The following is an 18,964-nucleotide window of genomic DNA, read 5'->3' as shown; positions in this document are numbered from 1 at the left end:
ATCAGGTGGAGATCTGGCGCCGACTCGGCGATTTCGGGTCAGTCCATCTCGTCGACGACGGCCCGGGCACCGTCCAGGTGGGCCGTGACCGCGTCGGCGTCGAACGCGTCGCCGTCGTGGTTGACCAGCGTCTGCAGCACCGCCTGGCCGACCCGGACCACCTGCACGATCTGGCCACCCGGGCCCGGCTCGCCGTCCACCTCGACGCGCATGACCGACGAGGCCGCGTAGTCGCCGAGGTCGGACTCGTCGACCTCGTAGGTCTTGCTGACGCCCCGGTCGTCGGCGTCCTCCGGGCAGGCGGCGAACGGCGCGATCACACCCTCGGCGTAGGCCTGCGCCGCGTCGGCCGACGCGAAGGTCATCAGCTGGCGCAGGATGCCGGTGGAGATCGTGCGATGGCCGGCGTACAGGGTGTCGACCGGCTCCGGTAGCCCGGTCGGGGCGGCGCCGCAGGCCCGGAGCGAGCTCTCGACGTTGTACCCCTCGAGGTCCAGCTCGTGGGCGGGGCCTTCGACGCCGATGCCGCCCTCGGCGTCGGTGGGCAGTCCCTCGTCGAGCGGGAATGCGTCGGGGATGGTGCCCGACAGGCCGGTCGGCTCGTCGACGGCCTCGGAGGCGTCCGGGTCGGCCGGGTCGCAGCCCTCGATCGAGAAGACGCACATCGCAGCGACGGTCGGCTCGACGGCGCCGGTACGCCGGTCCAGCTCGTACTGCACGGCTTGGTCGCCGCCGGCGGAGCCGTAGGCGCTGTCGTAGAGCAGCGCGTTGCCGGTGCGGAACACCTCCACCAGGGTCAGGTCGCTGATCAGGCCGTCGTCGTGGCGAGCCTGCTGGGTGTAGGCGTAGGCGTCGTCGGCCGTGAGCTGGTCGGGAGCCGGGACCGAGCTGAAGAACATCTCGATGCCCTCTCCACCCGGGACCGGAGCGCAGTCGGCCGTCGCGTCCCGCAGGGCGTCGAGCTCCGCGGCCGCGGTGGCCTCGTCGGGGTAGACGACCAGCCAGCGCTGTGCGTAGTCCTCCGACTCGCCTCGGTACCGGACCGCCAGATCGTCAGCGGGCTTCTGCGAGGGCCAGTCCCCGCAGTTCGGGATCTCTCCGACGGCCGCCGGCCGGGTGGTGGCCGGGGTCGGGAAACCGGTCGTCAGTGGGAAGTCCGTCGGGATCGTGGTGGTCCAGCCGCCCGGCGGCTGCTGGTCGACCGGGAGCGGCTGCCCCTGGTTGCCGCCGCTCGCGGCCAGTGCGATCGGGGTCGCGATCACCGCGACCGCGGCGACCGCGCCCACGGTGGCGAGCGCCTGGTGGCGGCGACGCATCCGGGTGCCGCGGCGGCGTACCTCGGCGGCGGGGAGCGGGTCCATGGTGAGTCCTGGGGTGGAGAAGTTCTCGAGCTCTGCCAAGTAGTCGGGGTCTGTCGGGTCAGGCATGGCTCACTCCTTCCTCGTCGCCGAGCAGCGCGGCGAGCGCGGCGCGGCCCCGGCTGAGCCGGGCCTTGATGGTTCCTTCGGGGACGCCCACCTCGCGGGCGACGTCGTGCACGGGCAGGTCGGCGATGTGGTGGAGCACCAACGCCTGCCGCTGCGCCTCGGGGAGCTGCTTGAGCGCCGCCACGAGCGCGACGTGCGCCTCGCTGGGCGCCGGCGCCTCGGTGGCCGGCCCGACCGCCCGGTCCGCCGGCCGCCGGCCGCGCATTGTGCGCCGCCAACGGCTCACCGCCAGTCGGTACGCCGTGGTGCGCACCCACGCCTCGGGGTGCTGGGCCCGTTCGAGCTTCCTGCGGTGCGCCCAGGCGCGCACGAACGCCTCCTGCACGCACTCCTGCGCCTCGTCCCGGTTGCCGATCATCGCGTAGACCTGGCCGGTGATCCGCTGGAACGACGCGGTGTAGAAGTCGTCGAACTCGCGTTCGTCCATCGACTCAAGTGTCCCGTCTCGTGTGGTCAGCAGGGTTGCTGATCGTGAGGGATACGCCCGGACGGGGGTCACGGTTGCACGCCGACGCGGATTTCTCCCGCAGGCGCAGCGGATCGGGGTGGGCTACTGGCCGGTCTTCGGCGCGGGCATCTGCCGGAGCCGGTCGAGGGCCCGCTCGGCGAGGGCCTGGAACTGCTCCGGGGGGATCGTGACGTCCTTGACCGGCACGAAGCCGACCTGGCCCACGGCGGTGCCGTGGCGCAGCACGCCCATCAGGAAGTTGATCGACTTGTCGTCGGTGACCGCGGTCGTCACCCGCCACACGGTCAGCTCCCGGTCGCCGCGGCGTACCTCGCGCAGCCGGGTGACCTCGGTGCCCATCTGCTTCTTCGAGCACCGCGCGAGCTTGTCGCGGACGTCGCCGACGAAGGCCTTCGCCCTCTTCTTCGGCAGCGTGCCGACCGACTCGGTGAGGCCGAACTCGCTCGGCAGCTTCGCCTTCGGGATCAGGAAGGTGCGGGTGAGGTTGTTGCTCATCCCGCGCGTGGTGAAGTCGGTGTCGTCGCAGTGGGTCGCCGCGGCGTTGTCGAGCGCGCGGCGCGGCTCGGTGCCGACCCAGGGCCGGCGTACGCCGGTGGCGGGCGGCAGGTCGACCTCGGAGAGCATGCCGGGCGCCGCGCCCACCGGGACCGGTGCCGACCTCCGGGTCGACGGGTCGGTCGCGCAGGTGCCCCCCTGGGGGAGCTCGCACAGCCGGTCGACCCCGGCCGCGAGCAGCCGCGCCACCGTGCGGGGCCGGGGTCCGGCGTCGCCGGGCGTGCTGGCCACCGTCGTCGTGGTGAAGCTGCCGGTGCGGGCCACGCCGGCGATCACGCTCGTCGCGGGGTCGGCCCAGGTGCGGAGCTCGAAGACCACCGCCTCGTCGCCGATGCCCGCGGCGCCGTACGTCGTGAGCAGCTGCGCCCGGTCCTCACGACAGTCGGCGAACCACCGGCTCGCCGCGTCGTACGCCCGGATCGCGGCCCGCTCGGTGCGCGCCGCCTCCGCGGCCTGGATCACCACGGTCGCCCGCCGCGCGGCCTTGCCCGTCGCCTGCGGCTTCGCGGTCGGCTGGCTCTGGGTCGACTGGCTCTGGGTCGACTGGCTCTGGGTCGACTGGCTCTGGGTCCGCTGGGGGTCGAAGACCCGCACCAGCGCCGCGTCGGGACGGTTGCGCGGTGCGGCGTACCGGCTCTCCTGGCAGGTCATCACCAGGCCGTTGCGGGTGGAGTTGTCGTCGGTGCTCGCGATGCTCCAGGTGTCGGAGGCGGCCCCGGACACGGTGCGGGCGACGTCGTCGCCGTCGAGCATGGAGTCCTCGGGCAGCGCGACCGGCTCCCGCTGCTGGGCACCGGCCGCCTGACTTTCGATCCGCTCGCCGGCCAGCGTCGGGCGCACGCCGTCGGCGTCGGTGACGAGCGTGCCGGTGATCACGAGCGCGGCGGCGGTGGCGGCGACGCCGATCACGGTGTGCGTACGCCGTCGGGCCGCGCCGGCGCGGCGGATGATCGTGGAGCGGGGCCAGCGGACGTTCTCCACGTGCCCGCGGACCGCCTCGAGCACGCTGCGCACGCTCGTGGTGGGCACCTCGCGGTGCAGCGCGAAGGTCGACGTCGCGGTCTGCAGCTCGCGCTCCGCCTCGGTGCGGGGGAGTCCGACCTCGCGGGCCATCGCGGTGAGCGAGGCGCTGGTGAGCTCGGTGATCAGCAGCACCCGGCGCTGGGTCATCGACAGCTTCGCCAGGGCGTCGAGCGTGGCCTTCACCTCGGCATCGAGGCTCTTCTCGCGGTGCCAGAGCTTCGCGGTGTGCCGGCGTTGCGCATGGCGGCACGCGTGCTCACGGACCCAGCCCTCGGGGTCCTCCACGCGGGTGACCTTGCGCCAGTGGTGCCAGGCGACCACGAAGGCGTCGCGGACCGCGGCGCGGGAGGACGAGAGGTCGCCGGTGAGGCAGTACGTCAGCAGCAGCAGGCGGGTGCGGACGTCCTTGTAGAACTGGTCGAACTGGTCGGGCTCCGTCATGGCTGACTCCACGGTAGCCTGCGCCGCACATCCGCACCGATTCGGCGTGTGCGCCCGGCTCCGGGGTCGGGAGCGGGTGATGATGTCCGGACCATGACGTCGCTGCTTCCCGGGTCCTTCCCGGCCGGGTCCACGTCCCGGGCCGGTCGGAGCGGAGCCGATCCCCGGCACCGCTCGCCGCTGGTCCCGGTCGCGCTGCTCGGCGGCGCCGCCGCGGCCGGTGCGGTCCTCGTGGTCTGTCTCGCCGTCGGGGTGCTCGGCTGGTTCCTCACCGACGCCGGCGCTCACGGCACCCCCCGCGACGGGCTGCGCGTCGGGGCGTTCGGCTGGCTGATGGCCCACGGCTCCGGGGTCATGATCGGCGGCGTCGCGGTCACGATCGTCCCGCTCGGCATCTCCGCGCTCTGCGCGTGGTCGGCCTGGCGGGTGGGACACCGCGTCGGCGACGCGATCTCGGGCCACGGCCCCGACGCCGACCGGATCGCCGACGGCGAGCGGGACTGGACGGTCCCGACCGCGGCGGCGGCGTTCACCGCCGGCTACCTGGCGGTGGCGGTCGGCACCTGTCTGCTGGTGTCGTCCGACACCACCTCGCCGTCGCTCGGCCGGGTGGTGGTCTGGTCGTTCCTGCTGTGTGCCGCCTTCGGCTGGACCGGCATCGCGACCGGCTCGGGGCGGCTCGCGATCTGGGCCGCGGACGTGCCCGCCTGGCTGCGCGCTGGCCTCGCCGGCGGCCTGCGCATCCTCGCCACGTTCCTCGTCGCCTCGACGGTGCTCTTCCTGGCCGCCCTGGTCGCCGACTTCGGTACGGCGGTCAACGTGATGTCCCGCCTGCACGCCGGTGTCGGCGACGCGGCGATCTACACGACGCTCACCGCGACGCTGGTGCCCAATGCGGTCGTGTACGCCGGCAGCTACCTGCTCGGCCCAGGCTTCCTCGTCGGCACCGGCACGCTGGTGTCGCCGAGCCTGGTCTCGCTGGGGCCGGTGCCGATGTTCCCGCTGCTCGCCGCGCTGCCCGACAACGGCGCCACGCCGGCGTGGGCGGCGTACCTGATCGCGGTCCCGCCGTTGACCGCCGCCGTCGCGGCCGCGGCCGCCCAGCGGCGCATCCCCACCCTGCGGTGGGAGGAGGGCGCGGTCCGCGGCTGCGTCGGCGGCGTGCTGGCCGGCCTCCTGCTCGGCGTCCTCACCGTGGTGTCCGGCGGCGCGGCCGGCCCCGGCCGGATGCGCGAGATCGGCCCCGACTCGATGGATGTGCTGGTGCACGCCGTGACCGCGTTCGGCATCGGCGGCGTCGTCGGCGGAGTGGCGATGACCTGGTGGCAGCGCCGCGCCGCCCGCGCCGAGGGCGAAGCGTCCTAGACTCCCTCGCGTGTCGCGCACCGAGCCCGCTGCCCTGGTCGTCCTCGTCTCCGGCAGCGGCACCAACCTGCAGGCGCTCCTCGACGCGTGCACCGACCCGGCGTACGGAGCCCAGGTGGTCGCCGTCGGCGCCGACCGCGACGGCGTCGAGGGGCTCGCCCGGGCCGAGCGCGCGGGACTCCCGACGTTCGTGGTGCGCGTCAAGGACTACGAGACCCGCGAGGAGTGGGACGCCGCGCTGGCCGGCGCGGTCGCGGCGTACGACCCCGACATCATCGTGTCCGCGGGCTTCATGAAGCTCTTCGGCAGCACCTTCCTCGCGCTCTACGGCGGCAAGGTCGTCAACACCCACCCGGCGCTGTCGCCGTCCTTCCCCGGGATGACCGGGCCGGCCGACGCGCTGGCGTACGGCGTGAAGGTCACCGGCGCGACGCTGTTCGTGGTCGACCCCGGCGTCGACACGGGCCCGATCATCGACCAGCGGGCGGTCGGGGTGCTCGACGGCGACACCGTCGAGACCCTGCACGAGCGGATCAAGGGCGCGGAGCGCGGGATGCTCGTCGAGGCGGTCGGCCGGATGGCCCGCGAGGGCTTCGTCGTCGAGGGACGCCGGGTCCGCTTCGGCAAGCTGGTCGACTAATGTCTGATCCACACGACTGGCGCAGGTGGGCAACCACCAGGGAGTGAGCCGGGAGCATCGACCGCCTGGGTGCTCTCAAACCGCCCGAACCATCGCAACCGCTGGAGTGTCCGTGTCCGACTCTGCCATTTCCATGGGCCGCATCCCGATCAAGCGCGCCCTCGTCTCCGTCTACGACAAGACCGGGCTCGAGGATCTCGTGCGGGCCCTCCACGACGCCGGCGTCGAGCTGGTGTCGACCGGGGGCTCCGCCGCCCTGATCGCCGGGTTGGACCTGCCGGTGACCAAGGTCGAGGATCTCACCGGCTTCCCCGAGTGCCTCGACGGCCGGGTCAAGACCCTGCACCCGCGCGTGCACGCGGGCATCCTGGCCGACCGCCGCCTCGACTCGCACGTCGAGCAGCTCGCCGAGCTCGGCGTGGAGCCCTTCGACCTGGTGGTCTCGAACCTCTACCCGTTCGTGCAGACCGTCGCCTCCGGGGCGACCCCCGACGAGTGCGTCGAGCAGATCGACATCGGCGGCCCCTCCATGGTCCGCGCCGCCGCCAAGAACCACCCCTCGGTCGCGATCGTCACCTCGCCCGGGCGCTACGCCGACGTGCTGGCCGCGGTCGCCGCCGGTGGCTTCACGCTCGCCGAGCGACAGCTGCTCGCCGCGGAGGCGTTCACCCACACCGCGGCGTACGACGTGGCGGTGGCGTCCTGGATGGGCAGCGTGCTCACCGACACCTCGGTCGAGGACGGCGAGAGCACGGGCTTCCCCGCCTGGGTCGGCGCATCGTGGGAGAAGGCCGCGGTGCTCCGGTACGGCGAGAACCCGCACCAGCCGGCCGCGCTCTACCGGAGCGAGTCGGCTCTCGGCGGCGGCGGTCTCGCGGGCGCCGAGCAGCTGCACGGCAAGGAGATGTCCTACAACAACTACGTCGACACCGATGCCGCCCGGCGGGCGGCCAACGACTTCGCCGAGCCGGCGGTCGCGATCATCAAGCACGCCAACCCGTGCGGCATCGCCGTCGGCTCCGACGTCGCCGAGGCGCACCGGCGGGCGCACGAGTGCGACCCGGTCTCCGCGTTCGGCGGCGTGATCGCGGTCAACCGTCCGGTGTCGGTCGAGATGGCCCGTCAGGTGGCCGAGGTCTTCACCGAGGTGATCGTCGCGCCGGCGTACGACGAGGGCGCCGTCGAGATCCTCCAGGCCAAGAAGAACATCCGGATCCTGGTCTGCGCGGTCGACGCGCACCCGGCGCCGGTGGAGATCCGCCCGGTCAGCGGCGGCCTGCTGATGCAGCGCGTCGACCACGTCGACGCGGCCGGCGACGACCCCGCGACCTGGACGCTGGCGACGGGCACGGCCGCCGAGCCCGAGGTGCTGGCCGACCTCGCCTTCGCCTGGAAGGCCTGCCGGTCGGTGAAGTCGAACGCGATCCTGCTGGCCAAGGACGGCGCCTCGGTCGGCATCGGCATGGGCCAGGTCAACCGCGTCGACTCGTGCCGGCTCGCCGTCGAGCGGGCGGGGGAGCGGGCCGCCGGCTCGGTCGCGGCCTCCGACGCGTTCTTCCCGTTCGAGGACGGTCCGCAGATCCTGATCGACGCCGGCGTCACCGCGATCGTCCAGCCCGGCGGGTCGGTGCGCGACGAGCTGACGATCGAGGCCTGCCGGGCCGCGGGCATCACGATGTACTTCACCGGCACCCGGCACTTCTTTCACTGAGCCGACCACGAGCACGACAGGATGACCCCGTGACCGCACAGAAGCTGGACGGCAGCGCGACCCTCAAGGCGATCAAGGCCGAGTTGACCGAGCGGGTGGCCAAGCTGCGCGAGCGCGGCGTCGTACCCGGCCTCGGCACCGTGCTCGTCGGCGACGACCCCGGTTCGCACTGGTACGTCTCGGCCAAGCACAAGGACTGCGCCGAGATCGGCATCGAGTCGATCCGGGTCGACCTGCCGGCCACCGCGGCCCAGGCCGAGGTCGAGGCGGAGATCGACCGGCTCAACGCCGACCCGGCCTGCACCGGCTTCCTGGTGCAGCAGCCGACCGGCCTCGACGAGTTCCGGCTGCTCTCGCGGGTCGACCCCGACAAGGACGTCGACGGCCTGCACCCCACCAACCTCGGCAAGCTCGTGCTGGGCGAGGCCGGCCCGCTGCCGTGCACGCCGATCGGCTGCATCGAGCTGCTGCGCCGGCACGGGGTGGAGCTGAACGGCGCGGAGGTGGTCGTGGTGGGCCGCGGCATCACCGTCGGCCGGCCGCTGGGGCTGCTGCTCACCCGCCGCAGCGAGAACTCCACCGTCACGCTCTGCCACACCGGCACCCGTGACCTCGCCGCGCACACCCGGACCGCCGACGTGGTCGTGGCCGCCGCCGGCGTGCCCGGGATCATCACCGGCGACATGATCAAGCCGGGGGCGGCGGTGCTCGACGTCGGCGTCTCCCGGGTGGACGGCAAGATCGCCGGCGACGTCGCCGACGACGTCTGGGACGTCGCCGCGTGGGTCTCGCCGAACCCGGGAGGCGTCGGCCCGATGACCCGCGCCATGCTGCTCTCCAACATCGTGACCGCTGCCGAGCACCAGGCCTCGTGAGCGACTCGGACCAGCCGCCGGGGCCGCCGGAGCCTGCCGAGGAGGAGGAGCCGACCTCCGCCGAGGACACTGGCGAGGGCGCGCCGCGCCGCTACCCGTCGACGATCGGTGGCGGCTTCTACCTCCTGGTGCTGGCGGTGGTCGCCATCGCGATCGGCGTCGTCACGACCGGTGCGTGGCGCGGCGGCATCCGCTGGTTCGGCGGGGCGCTGATCTTCGCCGCCGTGGTCCGGGCGGTGCTGCCCGCCAAGGACGCCGGCATGCTCGCTGTCCGCGCCCGCTGGTGGGACTGTCTCCTGCTCGCCGGCACCGGCGTCGCCCTGATCCTCCTGGCCAGCTCGATCCCCGACCAGCCCCTCTAACGCCGAGTCGGCGCCAGTTTTCACGTCCTGGTGAAAACTGGCGCCGACTCGGGTGAGATTTGGCGCCGACTCGGCTCAGATCAGGCCGAGCTCCGTGACGGCGGCGCGCTCGTCGGCGAGCTCCGCGGTGGAGGCGTCGATCTTGGCGCGGGAGAAGTCGTCGATCTCGAGGCCCTGGACGATCTCCCAGTCGCCGCCCTTGGTGGTGACCGGGAACGACGAGATCAGGCCCTCGGGCACGCCGTAGGAGCCGTCGGAGACGACCGCCATCGACACCCAGTCGCCCGTGGCGGAGCCGAGCAGCCAGTCGCGGGCGGCGTCGATGGTGGCCGACGCGGCCGAGGCGGCCGAGGAGGAGCCACGGGCCTCGATGATCGCGGCGCCGCGCTTGGCGACCGTCGGGATGAAGGTGTCGGCGATCCAGGCCTGGTCGTCGACGACCTCGGCGGCGTTCTTGCCGGCGATCTCGGCGTGGAAGACGTCGGGGTACTGGGTCGCGGAGTGGTTGCCCCAGATCGTCATCTTCTTGATGTCGGTGACGGCGGCGCCGGTCTTGGCGGCCAGCTGCGAGATCGCGCGGTTGTGGTCGAGGCGGGTGAGCGCCGAGAACCGCTCCTGCGGGATGTCGGGTGCGTTGGTCATCGCGATCAGCGCGTTGGTGTTGGCCGGGTTGCCGGTCACGCCGATGCGGACGTCGTCGGCGGCCACCTTGTTGAGCGCCTTGCCCTGGGCGGTGAAGATCGCACCGTTGGCGGAGAGCAGGTCGCCGCGCTCCATGCCCGGGCCACGGGGACGGGCGCCGACGAGGAGCGCCAGGTTGACGCCGTCGAAGATCTTCTCGGCGTCGTCGCCGATCTCGACGCCGGCCAGGTTCGGGAACGCGCAGTCGTCGAGCTCCATGACGACGCCCTCGAGGGCCTTCAGCGCCGGGGTGATCTCCAGCAGCCGCAGCTCGATCGGGCGGTCGCCCAGCAGCGCACCGCTGGCGAGGCGGAAGAGCAGGCTGTAGCCGATCTGACCGGCGGCACCGGTGACGGCGACCTTCAACGGGGTAGAGCTCACGACGACTCCTTGACACACGAGCGAGGCAGGTGGATTTCCGGCTCCCGACGCTAGCAGCGCACCGTCCCCCTGCGATGCTGGGGTCCATGACGATGCGCGGGCCGATGGCGATGGCATTCGCCACCGTCGTCGCCGTCGGTCTCGCCGGGTGCGGTACGGCGTCCGCGCCGAGCCCCCCGACCGGGGTCGACCAGCTGGTCATCCCGACGCCGAGCCCCGACCCCGACGACTTCGTCGCCGGGGTCGACAACACCTGGCTGCCGTTGCCCGCCGGCCGGACCTGGACCTACGAGGTCGTCGACGCCGGCGGGGCCCACCGGATGCGGGTCCGCGTGGCCGACGGGCCGGAGGTCGACGGCGTCGCCACCACGGCGCGGGTGACCACCGAGGCCGGTGCGGACACCACGGACTGGTTCGCCCAGGACGACGAGGGCAACGTGTGGTGGTTCGGGCGCGAGGGGGAGTGGCAGGCCGGCACCGACGGCGCCCGCGCCGGACTCGCGATGCCGAGGAGCCCGCGCGTGGGCGACGGTTTCCGTACGGCGTACCAGCCGGGAGTCGTCGAGGACGTCGCGACCGTCACCGCCGTGGACGAGTCCGTCACCGTCCCGGCCGGCTCGTACGACGGCGTTGTGGTCGCCCGCGTGACCTCGGCGCTCGAGAGCGGCGCGCGGGACACCTACTGGGCGCGCGGCGTCGGGCTGGTCGAGGAGGACGGCACCGGCCGGACGGTGCGCCTGACCGGCGTCAGCGGCTGACGATCAGGGGCTGACGGTCACGGGTGCGGCGGCCTGATCTGGGTGTCGCCGTCGTCGCCCTCGGGCCACCCGGGCGTCGCGGGCGGCTCCGCCGCCTGCTCGGCCGCGGCCCGCTCGGCCGCTGCCTGCTCGGCGGCCTGCTGGGCCCGCCACTGCTCCGGGGTGGAGCCGACGGGGTGCCACTGCTGGCCGACCGGGTCCCACTGCCAGCCGTCCTGGACGATCGGCTGGGCCGCGGCCGGCTCCGGGTTCCACTGTTGCTGGTACTGGTCGCGAGCGGCGTACCCGGGCGTCTGCGCCGCGGTGCGGGGCCGGACGAAGCTGATGCCCGAGCCCGGGACCAGGTCGCCGACCCGGCCGAAGAGCAGCGGGTAGGCGATGCCCGCGATCGCCGCGCCGATCAGCGGGGCCAGGATGAACAGCCAGAGCTGCTTGATCGCGTCGGGCCCGGCGAAGAGCGCGGGGCCGATGGAGCGGGCGGGGTTGACCGAGGTGCCGGTCGCGGGGATCGCCACGAAGTGGATCGCCGCCAGCGTGAGGCCGATCGCGAGCGGCGCGAGGGCGGGGTGCTCGTTGCGCTCGTCGGTCACGGCCAGGATCACGAGCACGAAGACCGCGGTCAGCACGAGCTCGAGCAGGAAGGCCGCCCACCAGGCGTAGCCGCTGCCGACGTCGCCGAAGGCGTTCTGGCCCATGTTGCCCTCGGCGTCGAAGTTCGCGAAGCCCTGCATCATCACGAAGAGCGCCAGCGCGCCCAGCACGGCGCCCACCAGCTGGGCGACGATGTAGAGGCCGACCTCGCGCCAGGCCATCCGGCCGCCGATGCCGGCGCCCACGGAGACGGCCGGGTTGAAGTGGCCGCCGGAGACCCGGCCGAACGCGTAGACCATCACCACGATGACGAGACCGAAGGTGAGGCCGACCGTGGTGACGGTCGACGGCAGCAGCCGGCCGTCGTTGGCGGCCTGCGCGGTGCCGTAGACGACGACGGAGCCGCAGCCGAACAGCACGAGGACGAGCGTCCCGATCACCTCGGCGATGAGCTTCTGCTGGAGGGTGGGTGCGACGTTGGGCTCGATGGTGGGTTCGATGGTGGCGTCGGACATGTCATCAGCTCCCTCGTGCGGCGCCCCTCGCGAGCGCGGCGACAGCACCTTACCCATGGCCACCCCCCGCTAGACCTCACCCGAACCGGGTGCAAAGGTGGGTTGGTCGGCCCCGTCAGGTATCTTGACGTCAAGGAACTTTGTCCAGCCCCAGGAGACGCAGAACCCTCATGGCCAAGATCATCTACACGCACACGGACGAGGCGCCCCTGCTGGCGACGTACTCCTTCCTCCCGATCGTGCAGGCGTACGCCGGTAAGGCGGGCGTCGCCATCGAGACCCGCGACATCTCGCTGTCCGGCCGGATCCTCGCTCAGTTCGGCATCGTCGACGACGCGCTCGCCGAGCTCGGCGCCCTGGCCAAGACGCCCGAGGCCAACATCATCAAGCTGCCCAACGTCTCCGCCTCCGTCCCGCAGCTCAAGGCCGCGGTCAAGGAGCTGCAGGAGCAGGGCTTCGCGATCCCCGACTACCCGGAGAGCCCCTCGACCGAGGAGGAGAAGGAGATCCGGGCGAAGTACGACAAGGTCAAGGGCTCCGCGGTCAACCCGGTGCTGCGCGAGGGCAACTCCGACCGCCGCGCGCCGCTGTCGGTCAAGAACTACGCCAAGACCCACCCGCACCGGATGGGCGCGTGGAGCTCCGACTCCAAGACCAACGTGGCCACCATGGGTCACGACGACTTCTTCTCCAACGAGCGGTCCGTCGTGCTCCCGGCCGACGACACCCTCACCATCAAGCACGTCGCCGCCGACGGCACCGAGACCGTCCTCAAGGACGGCCTGAAGGTGCTTGCCGGCGAGGTCGTCGACGGCACGTTCATGAACGTCGCGGCGCTGCGCGGCTTCCTCGCCGAGCAGATCGCCCGGGCCAAGGCCGACGACGTGCTGTTCTCGGTGCACCTGAAGGCGACGATGATGAAGGTCTCCGACCCGATCATCTTCGGCCATGTGGTCCAGGCGTTCTTCCCCGCGCTGTTCGAGCAGTACGGCGAGCAGCTCGCCGCCGCCGGCATCTCGCCGAACGACGGCCTCGGCGGGCTGCTCTCCGCCGCCGAGAAGCTCCCCGAGGGCGCCGCGATCAAGGCGGCCGTCGAGGCCGGTCTCGCCGACGGACCGAAGATGGCGATGGTCGACTCCGATCGCGGCATCACCAACCTGCACGTGCCCTCCGACGTCATCATCGACGCCTCGATGCCGGCGATGATCCGCATCGGCGGCCACATGTGGGGCCCCGACGGCGAGGAGGCCGACACCCTCGCGGTGATCCCGGACTCCAGCTACGCCGGCGTCTACCAGGCGGTCATCGACGACTGCCGCGCCCACGGCGCGCTCGACCCGGCCACGATGGGCTCGGTGCCCAACGTCGGCCTGATGGCGCAGGCGGCCGAGGAGTACGGCTCCCACGACAAGACCTTCGAGGTCCCCGCCGCGGGCAAGGTGCAGGTCGTCAACGCCGCCGGCGACGTGCTCATCGAGCACGACGTCCAGCAGGGCGACGTCTGGCGCGCCTGCCAGACCAAGGACGCCCCGATCCGCGACTGGGTCAAGCTGGCCGTCACCCGTGCCCGCGCCACCGGCTCCCCGGCGGTGTTCTGGCTCGACGAGGCCCGCGCCCACGACGCCAACCTGATCGCCAAGGTCAAGCAGTACCTGCCCGAGCACGACACCGACGGGCTCACCATCGAGATCATGGCGCCGGCCGAGGCCACGGCGTACTCCCTCGAGCGGATCCGCAAGGGCGAGGACACCATCTCGGTCACCGGCAATGTGCTGCGCGACTACAACACCGACCTGTTCCCGATCCTCGAGCTCGGAACCTCGGCGAAGATGCTCTCCGTCGTCCCGCTGATGAACGGCGGCGGCCTCTTCGAGACAGGCGCGGGCGGCTCGGCCCCCAAGCACGTGCAGCAGTTGGTCAAGGAGAACTACCTGCGCTGGGACAGCCTCGGCGAGTTCTTCGCGCTGGTGCCCTCGCTGGAGCTGTACGCCGAGCAGGCCGGCACGCCGGCCGCGAAGGTGCTCGCCGACACCCTCGACCGGGCGACCGGGACCTTCCTCAACGAGGACAAGTCCCCGACCCGGCGCCTGGGCGGCATCGACAACCGCGGCTCGCACTTCTACCTGGCGCTCTACTGGGCCCAGGAGCTCGCCCGGCAGACCGACGACGCCGACCTCGCGGCCGCGTTCAAGCCGCTGGCCGACACGCTCGCGGCGAACGAGCAGCAGATCGTCGAGGAGCTGATCGCGGTGCAGGGCAGCCCGGCCGACATCGGCGGCTACTACCGCCCCGACGACGTCAAGGCGGACGCCGTGATGCGCCCGTCGGCGACGCTCAACGAGGCGCTGGCGTCCCTTGCCTGAAGCACCGGAGGAGATCCACTCGAGCTTCGACCGCTGGGACCAGCGGCCGGCGCTCGGGCGCCGCGGCCTGGTCGTGATGATCGGGGTCGTGGTCGTGATCGCCGCCGTGGCGTTCGGGGTGGTATCGCTGGTCTCGCGAGGCACGGAGACCCAGGCGACGGCGATCAAGGTCCCGACGTCGGACTGGATCCCCGGACAGCCGGGTGGCTCCGAGACGATCCGCGGAGCGCTGGCGATCGACTCGCGGCGCTGCACCTACCTGCGGGCCGACGACGGGTCGGAGCTGTGGCCGGTCTGGCCGGCCGGGTACTACGCCCGGATCGACGATGCGGGTCGGGTGAGCCTGTACGACGGCGGCGACCGCCTGGTCGCCCGCGACGGCGAGAGCGTGCAGGCGTCCGGCAGCTACGCGACCGCGGCGGCGTTCGCGGGGCAGACCTGCCTGCCACCCGACGGCGACGTCGCGGTGGTGGAGTCCGAGGTGTCCCGGCTGGGCTGACGCCCAGCCGGGCCCCGGCCCGGGTCGGTCAGGAATAGGCGCCGCACCGGGCGCGGTTGCAGACTGTCGAGTGCTGCGTACGCCGTCAGCCGTGACTCGACCGCCAACCGGAAAGATCCCCGCCTCGTGACGACGACCGCGCCGACCCCCGCCGCGACGGGTGAGGCCACGACCGCGCGCCACTATCGGCTGGCGGTCCTCGCCCTCGCGCTCGGCGGGTTCGCGATCGGGACCACCGAGTTCGTGACGATGGGCCTGCTCCCGCAGGTCGCCGCCGGTGTCGGCGTCTCGATCCCGCAGGCCGGCCACGTCATCTCCGCCTACGCGCTCGGCGTGGTGGTCGGCGCTCCGGTGATCGCGATCTTCGGTGCCCGGCTGCCGCGGCGCGCGCTGCTGGTCGGCCTGATGGCGGCGTACGCCGTCTTCAACGTGCTCAGCGCCGCCGCCGACAGCTACGGCGTGCTCTTCGCCGCGCGGTTCCTCGACGGCCTGCCGCACGGCGCCTACTTCGGTGTGGCGTCGCTGGTCGCCGCGGGCCTGGCCAGCCCCGGCCGCCGGGGCCGGGCGGTCGCCAGCGTGATGCTCGGCCTGTCGGTCGCGAACGTCGTCGGCGTGCCCGCCGCCACCTGGCTCGGTCAGCAGGTCGGGTGGCGCGCGGCGTACCTCTCGACCGCGGGCCTGGCGCTGCTCACCGTGCTGATGGTCCTCGTGTTCGTGCCGCGCACCCCGGGCGACCCGGAGGCCACCGGGCGGCGCGAGATGCTGTTCTTCCGCAACGGCCAGGCCATGCTGACGCTGCTCGCCGGCGCGGTGGGCTTCGGCGGCCTGTTCGCGGTCTACTCCTACATCGCGCCGACCGTCACCGACGTGGCCGGCCTCTCCGAGTCCGCGGTGCCGGTGTTCACCGCGGTGTTCGGCGTCGGCATGGTCGCCGGCACCTGGCTGGCCGGGCGGCTGGCCGAGTGGTCGGTGTTCCGCACCCTGATCTGGTCGGGGGCGGCCTCGGGTCTGGTGATGCTGCTCGTCTGGGCGGTCGCGCCGTACGGCTGGTGGCTGATGCCCGCGATCTTCCTGGTCACGGCGACCGGGTCGGTGCTCGTGGTGAACCTGCAGCTGCGACTGATGTCGGTCTCCGGCGAGGCCCAGACGCTGGGCGCGGCGATGAACCACGCGTCGCTCAACATCGCCAACGCGCTCGGCGCCTGGCTGGGCGGCCTCGTGATCGCCGCCGGCTACGGCTACCGGGCGCCGGCGCTGGTCGGTGCCGCCCTGTCGGTCGCCGGCATCGCCGTGCTGCTCTGGTCGGCCGCGCTGCACCGGCGGACCGGCTGACCCTGCCGCGTCCGTCCCATCCCCATCCGGAAGAATGACCGCCATGTCCACCACGACCGCACCCGAGGTCGCTCCGAGCACCCAGGGGTCCGCCACGTCCCGTCCCCGCGTGCTCTCCGGCATCCAGCCGACGGCCGACTCGTTCCACTTCGGCAACTACCTGGGCGCGCTGCGGCAGTGGGTGGACCTCCAGCAGGAGTACCAGCCGTTCTTCTTCATCGCCGACCTGCACGCGATCACGGTCGAGCAGGACCCGAAGGTGCTCCGCGAGCGCACCCTGCGGGCCGCCGCCCAGCTGATCGCGATGGGCATCGACCCCGACCGCTCGGCGATCTTCGTGCAGTCGCAGGTGCCCGAGCACGCCCAGCTCGGCTGGGTGCTCCAGTGTCTGACCGGCTTCGGCGAGGCGCGCCGGATGACCCAGTTCAAGGACAAGTCAGCGAAGGGCGGTGAGGGCGCGGCCAGCGTCGGCCTGTTCACCTACCCGATCCTCCAGGCGGCCGACATCCTCCTCTACCGGCCCCACTACGTGCCGGTGGGCGAGGATCAGCGTCAGCACCTCGAGCTGACGCGCGACCTGGCGCAGCGCTTCAACAGCCGCTACAAGAAGACGTTCCGGCTGCCGGAGCCCTACATCCTCAAGGCCACCGCCAAGATCACCGACCTCCAGGACCCGACCTCGAAGATGTCGAAGTCGGCCTCCTCGCCCTCGGGCATCATCGAGATGCTCGACGACCCGAAGACCTCGGCGAAGAAGATCCGCTCGGCGGTCACCGACTCCGGGTCCGAGATCCGGTTCGACCCCGACGGCAAGCCCGGCGTCAGCAACCTGCTCACGATCTACTCGGCGCTCACCGCGCGCCCGATCGCGGACCTCGAGGCGGAGTACGCCGGTCGCGGGTACGGCGACCTGAAGAAGGAGCTCGCCGAGGTCGTGGTCGACTTCGTGACGCCGTTCCGGACCCGCACGCTCGAGCTGCTCGACGACCAGTCGTACCTCACCGACGTGCTCCGCCGGGGCGCCGAGCAGGCGGGGGCGGTGGCCGAGGCGACGCTGCGCGACGTCTACCAGCGGGTCGGCTTCGTGGCGGCCGGCCAGTAGGGTCGAGGTCGTGCCAACCATCGGAGTGGCGATCGCGATCCCCGAGCCCTGGGCGACCGAGCTGCAGGACTACCGGACCGCGGTCGGAGACACCACGGCGGCGATGATCCCGACCCACATCACGCTGGTGCCGCCGACCGACGTCGACGAGGCCGACCTGCCGGAGATCGAGCGACACCTGGCCGAGGCCGCGACCGGCATCGGCAGCTTCGTGGTGCACCTGCGCGGGACCGGCACCTTCCGGCCGATCTCGCCGGTCGTCTTCGTCACCCTCGTGCAGGGCATCTCCGAGTGCGAGCGGCTCGCCGACGCCGTCCGCCGCGGTCCGCTGGACGTCGAGCTCGCGCACCCCTACCACCCGCACGTCACGATCGCCCACCACATCGAGGACGCCCTGCTGGACCGGGCGTTCGCGGAGCTGGCGGACTTCGAGTGCGAGTTCACGGTGGGGGAGTTCCACCTCTACGTGCACGACGAGGAGATCGGCTGGCAGCCGACGCGGCAGTTCTCGCTGGCGGCGTCGGGGACCTGACGTGCCCTCGCTCCGGGAGCGCGTCGCGGACGTCCGCCGGCGCCGGCCCCTCGTCGACCACGTCGTCCGCACGCAGGAGCACTACGGCACGGTGAAGGCCGGCCAGCAGGCCGGCGCGGTCACCTACTTCGCGTTCCTGTCGTTCTTCCCGATCCTGGCTCTCGCGTTCTTCGTCGTCGGCTGGCTCGCGAAGATCTGGACCAACGCCGAGGAGAACCTCACCAAGGCCCTGGACGCCGTCATGCCCGGCCTGGTCGGCACCGGCCCCGACCAGGTGCAGATCAGCGACATCGAGCGGGCCGCGAGCACCGTGGGGATCATCGGCGCGGTGATCCTGCTCTACTCCGGGCTCGGCTGGCTGGCCGCGATGCGCGCCGCGCTCGTCATCGTGTTCGAGGTGCCGGCGAAGGAGCAGCCCAACTTCGTGCTCGGCAAGCTCCGCGACCTGCTCACCCTGGCCGTCATCGGCGGGATCCTGCTGCTGGCGGTGGTCGTGGCCGGTCTGGTCGGCGGCTTCTCGCGTGAGGTGCTGGACTGGCTGGACCTCGACATGGAGTTCGGGCGGCTGCTCTGGCTGCTCACCGTTGCGTTCGGCTTCCTCGCGAACATGCTGCTGTTCTTCGCGATGTTCGTGCTGCTCGCCGAGCCGCGCACCCCGCGCCGGTCGCTGTGGTCGGGGGCGGTGCTCGGTGCGATCGCGTTCGAGGTGCTCAAGCAGGTCTCCGGTCTGCTGATCAAGGCGACCCAGGGCACTCCGGCGTTCCAGGCGTTCGGCATCGCGCTGATCGTGCTGGTCTGGATCAGCTACTTCTCCCAGGTGGTCCTCTACTCCGCCGCCTGGGCACACACCTCCCGCGCCGCGCGCGCCGCCCGACCGGTGCCCATGGTGGCTCCGGTGGCCGGGCCGCCGTCGCCCCCGGTGCGGCGTACCGACGACGTCGAACACCCCTGGGCGGCGCCGTACGCCGCGGGTGCGGCGACCATGCTTGGCCTGGTAGCGGTGGTCCGCAGGCTGACGACCAGATCGACGAGAAGGAGCGAATGACAGTGGGACGCAAGACCGGGTGGTTCCTGGTCGCCGTGGCGGCGTGGAACTTCCTGACCTGGATCATGTTCGCGCGCAACCTGTACGACGCGCACGCCTCCGGTGAGGACCGCCCGCAGGGCTACTGGATCGCCCACAGCGGGCTGATCGCCGTCAACCTCTGCCTGGGGGTCGTCTTCGCCGTCCTCGGCCTCCGGACCCTGCGCAAGCCCTGAAACGCCGAGTCGGCGCCAGATT

General features: G+C 72.3%; 18 protein-coding genes and 1 riboswitch. Of the genes, 13 read left to right on the top strand and 5 right to left on the bottom strand.

Annotated elements, in window-relative coordinates:
- Nucleotides 1–38: 38 nt before the first annotated feature.
- From FHU40_RS07150 to FHU40_RS07140, 3 genes are all read right to left on the bottom strand, one after another.
- Nucleotides 39–1,427 carry a hypothetical protein gene (locus FHU40_RS07150; RefSeq protein WP_183591534.1) on the bottom strand — a complete coding sequence of 463 codons (1,389 nt, stop codon included), beginning with the start codon at nt 1,425–1,427 and terminating at the stop codon, nt 39–41.
- Complete coding sequence (locus FHU40_RS07145; RefSeq protein WP_183591533.1) at nt 1,420–1,914, bottom strand: RNA polymerase sigma factor; 495 nt, start codon at nt 1,912–1,914, stop codon at nt 1,420–1,422. Before FHU40_RS07145 ends, FHU40_RS07150 begins: the two co-directional genes overlap by 8 nt.
- Nucleotides 1,915–2,037: 123 nt before the next feature.
- Nucleotides 2,038–3,975, bottom strand: coding sequence for a SigE family RNA polymerase sigma factor (locus tag FHU40_RS07140; RefSeq protein WP_183591532.1), 1,938 nt, complete (start codon nt 3,973–3,975; stop codon nt 2,038–2,040).
- 93 nt (nt 3,976–4,068) lie between these two features.
- On the opposite strand from FHU40_RS07140, the gene FHU40_RS07135 reads away from it, so the two are divergent.
- The 5 genes from FHU40_RS07135 to FHU40_RS29365 all read left to right on the top strand — a co-directional run bounded on the left by FHU40_RS07135 (nt 4,069) and on the right by FHU40_RS29365 (nt 8,928).
- Nucleotides 4,069–5,340, top strand: a complete 1,272-nt coding sequence (locus FHU40_RS07135; RefSeq protein ID WP_183591531.1) for a cell division protein PerM — start codon at nt 4,069–4,071, stop codon at nt 5,338–5,340.
- Between the two features lie 10 nt (nt 5,341–5,350).
- Nucleotides 5,351–5,980, top strand: a complete 630-nt coding sequence (gene purN, locus FHU40_RS07130) for a phosphoribosylglycinamide formyltransferase (RefSeq protein WP_183591530.1) — start codon at nt 5,351–5,353, stop codon at nt 5,978–5,980.
- 2 nt (nt 5,981–5,982) lie between these two features.
- Nucleotides 5,983–6,058, top strand: a riboswitch (ZMP/ZTP riboswitch).
- Between the two features lie 55 nt (nt 6,059–6,113).
- Nucleotides 6,114–7,691 carry a bifunctional phosphoribosylaminoimidazolecarboxamide formyltransferase/IMP cyclohydrolase gene (gene purH, locus FHU40_RS07125; RefSeq protein ID WP_183591529.1) on the top strand — a complete coding sequence of 526 codons (1,578 nt, stop codon included), beginning with the start codon at nt 6,114–6,116 and terminating at the stop codon, nt 7,689–7,691.
- A 29-nt stretch (nt 7,692–7,720) separates the two neighbouring features.
- A complete protein-coding gene (locus FHU40_RS07120; RefSeq protein WP_183591528.1) occupies nt 7,721–8,566 on the top strand; it encodes a bifunctional methylenetetrahydrofolate dehydrogenase/methenyltetrahydrofolate cyclohydrolase in 846 nt (281 codons plus the stop codon).
- Nucleotides 8,563–8,928, top strand: coding sequence for a DUF3017 domain-containing protein (locus FHU40_RS29365; RefSeq protein WP_183591527.1), 366 nt, complete (start codon nt 8,563–8,565; stop codon nt 8,926–8,928). The genes FHU40_RS07120 and FHU40_RS29365 overlap by 4 nt, the downstream gene beginning before the upstream one ends.
- A 75-nt stretch (nt 8,929–9,003) precedes the next feature.
- Here FHU40_RS29365 and FHU40_RS07110 read toward each other — a convergent pair whose 3' ends face one another.
- Nucleotides 9,004–9,990 carry a malate dehydrogenase gene (locus tag FHU40_RS07110; RefSeq protein WP_183591526.1) on the bottom strand — a complete coding sequence of 329 codons (987 nt, stop codon included), beginning with the start codon at nt 9,988–9,990 and terminating at the stop codon, nt 9,004–9,006.
- Nucleotides 9,991–10,076: 86 nt separating this feature from the next.
- Here FHU40_RS07110 and FHU40_RS07105 point away from each other — a divergent pair, with 86 nt between their 5' ends.
- On the top strand, nt 10,077–10,748 hold the full coding sequence (locus FHU40_RS07105; RefSeq protein WP_183591525.1) for a hypothetical protein: 672 nt from the start codon (nt 10,077–10,079) through the stop codon (nt 10,746–10,748).
- 17 nt (nt 10,749–10,765) lie between these two features.
- Here the strand turns inward: FHU40_RS07105 and FHU40_RS07100 are convergent, their stop codons facing one another.
- The gene (locus FHU40_RS07100) at nt 10,766–11,854 is read right to left on the bottom strand and encodes an MIP/aquaporin family protein (RefSeq protein WP_183591524.1); all 1,089 of its coding nucleotides are present in this window, start codon (nt 11,852–11,854) and stop codon (nt 10,766–10,768) included.
- A 170-nt stretch (nt 11,855–12,024) separates the two neighbouring features.
- On the opposite strand from FHU40_RS07100, the gene FHU40_RS07095 reads away from it, so the two are divergent.
- The 7 genes from FHU40_RS07095 to FHU40_RS07065 all read left to right on the top strand — a co-directional run bounded on the left by FHU40_RS07095 (nt 12,025) and on the right by FHU40_RS07065 (nt 18,942).
- Entirely contained in the window at nt 12,025–14,217 is a 2,193-nt protein-coding gene (locus FHU40_RS07095) for an NADP-dependent isocitrate dehydrogenase (RefSeq protein ID WP_183591523.1), read from the top strand.
- Nucleotides 14,210–14,716, top strand: coding sequence for a hypothetical protein (locus FHU40_RS07090; RefSeq protein ID WP_183591522.1), 507 nt, complete (start codon nt 14,210–14,212; stop codon nt 14,714–14,716). Before FHU40_RS07095 ends, FHU40_RS07090 begins: the two co-directional genes overlap by 8 nt.
- Nucleotides 14,717–14,842: 126 nt before the next feature.
- The gene (locus tag FHU40_RS07085; RefSeq protein ID WP_183591521.1) at nt 14,843–16,048 is read left to right on the top strand and encodes an MFS transporter; all 1,206 of its coding nucleotides are present in this window, start codon (nt 14,843–14,845) and stop codon (nt 16,046–16,048) included.
- A gap of 43 nt (nt 16,049–16,091) precedes the next feature.
- Nucleotides 16,092–17,150, top strand: coding sequence for a tryptophan--tRNA ligase (trpS, locus tag FHU40_RS07080; protein ID WP_183591520.1), 1,059 nt, complete (start codon nt 16,092–16,094; stop codon nt 17,148–17,150).
- A 10-nt stretch (nt 17,151–17,160) separates the two neighbouring features.
- Complete coding sequence (locus tag FHU40_RS07075; RefSeq protein ID WP_183591519.1) at nt 17,161–17,682, top strand: 2'-5' RNA ligase family protein; 522 nt, start codon at nt 17,161–17,163, stop codon at nt 17,680–17,682.
- A 1-nt stretch (nt 17,683) separates the two neighbouring features.
- Entirely contained in the window at nt 17,684–18,727 is a 1,044-nt protein-coding gene (locus FHU40_RS07070; RefSeq protein ID WP_183591518.1) for a YhjD/YihY/BrkB family envelope integrity protein, read from the top strand.
- Entirely contained in the window at nt 18,724–18,942 is a 219-nt protein-coding gene (locus FHU40_RS07065; protein ID WP_183591517.1) for an SCO4848 family membrane protein, read from the top strand. Before FHU40_RS07070 ends, FHU40_RS07065 begins: the two co-directional genes overlap by 4 nt.
- The last annotated feature ends 22 nt before the right edge of the window (nt 18,943–18,964 follow it).

The sequence above is a fragment of the Nocardioides soli genome, from assembly GCF_014191495.1.
Lineage (GTDB): Bacteria > Actinomycetota > Actinomycetes > Propionibacteriales > Nocardioidaceae > Nocardioides > Nocardioides soli.
The sequence above is the reverse complement of the archived record's forward strand: the minus strand, read 5'-3'. Positions and strand labels throughout refer to the sequence as shown.

What these genes read in the sequence shown, in the direction of transcription:
- FHU40_RS07150 (WP_183591534.1), bottom strand. Translation starts at nt 1,427, where the DNA reads ATGCCTGACCCGACAGACCCCGACTACTTGGCAGAGCTCGAGAACTTC.
- FHU40_RS07145 (WP_183591533.1), bottom strand. Translation starts at nt 1,914, where the DNA reads ATGGACGAACGCGAGTTCGACGACTTCTACACCGCGTCGTTCCAGCGG.
- FHU40_RS07140 (WP_183591532.1), bottom strand. Translation starts at nt 3,975, where the DNA reads ATGACGGAGCCCGACCAGTTCGACCAGTTCTACAAGGACGTCCGCACC.
- FHU40_RS07135 (WP_183591531.1), top strand. Translation starts at nt 4,069, where the DNA reads ATGACGTCGCTGCTTCCCGGGTCCTTCCCGGCCGGGTCCACGTCCCGG.
- purH (WP_183591529.1), top strand. Translation starts at nt 6,114, where the DNA reads ATGGGCCGCATCCCGATCAAGCGCGCCCTCGTCTCCGTCTACGACAAG.
- FHU40_RS07105 (WP_183591525.1), top strand. Translation starts at nt 10,077, where the DNA reads ATGACGATGCGCGGGCCGATGGCGATGGCATTCGCCACCGTCGTCGCC.
- FHU40_RS07100 (WP_183591524.1), bottom strand. Translation starts at nt 11,854, where the DNA reads ATGTCCGACGCCACCATCGAACCCACCATCGAGCCCAACGTCGCACCC.
- FHU40_RS07095 (WP_183591523.1), top strand. Translation starts at nt 12,025, where the DNA reads ATGGCCAAGATCATCTACACGCACACGGACGAGGCGCCCCTGCTGGCG.
- trpS (WP_183591520.1), top strand. Translation starts at nt 16,092, where the DNA reads ATGTCCACCACGACCGCACCCGAGGTCGCTCCGAGCACCCAGGGGTCC.
- FHU40_RS07065 (WP_183591517.1), top strand. Translation starts at nt 18,724, where the DNA reads ATGACAGTGGGACGCAAGACCGGGTGGTTCCTGGTCGCCGTGGCGGCG.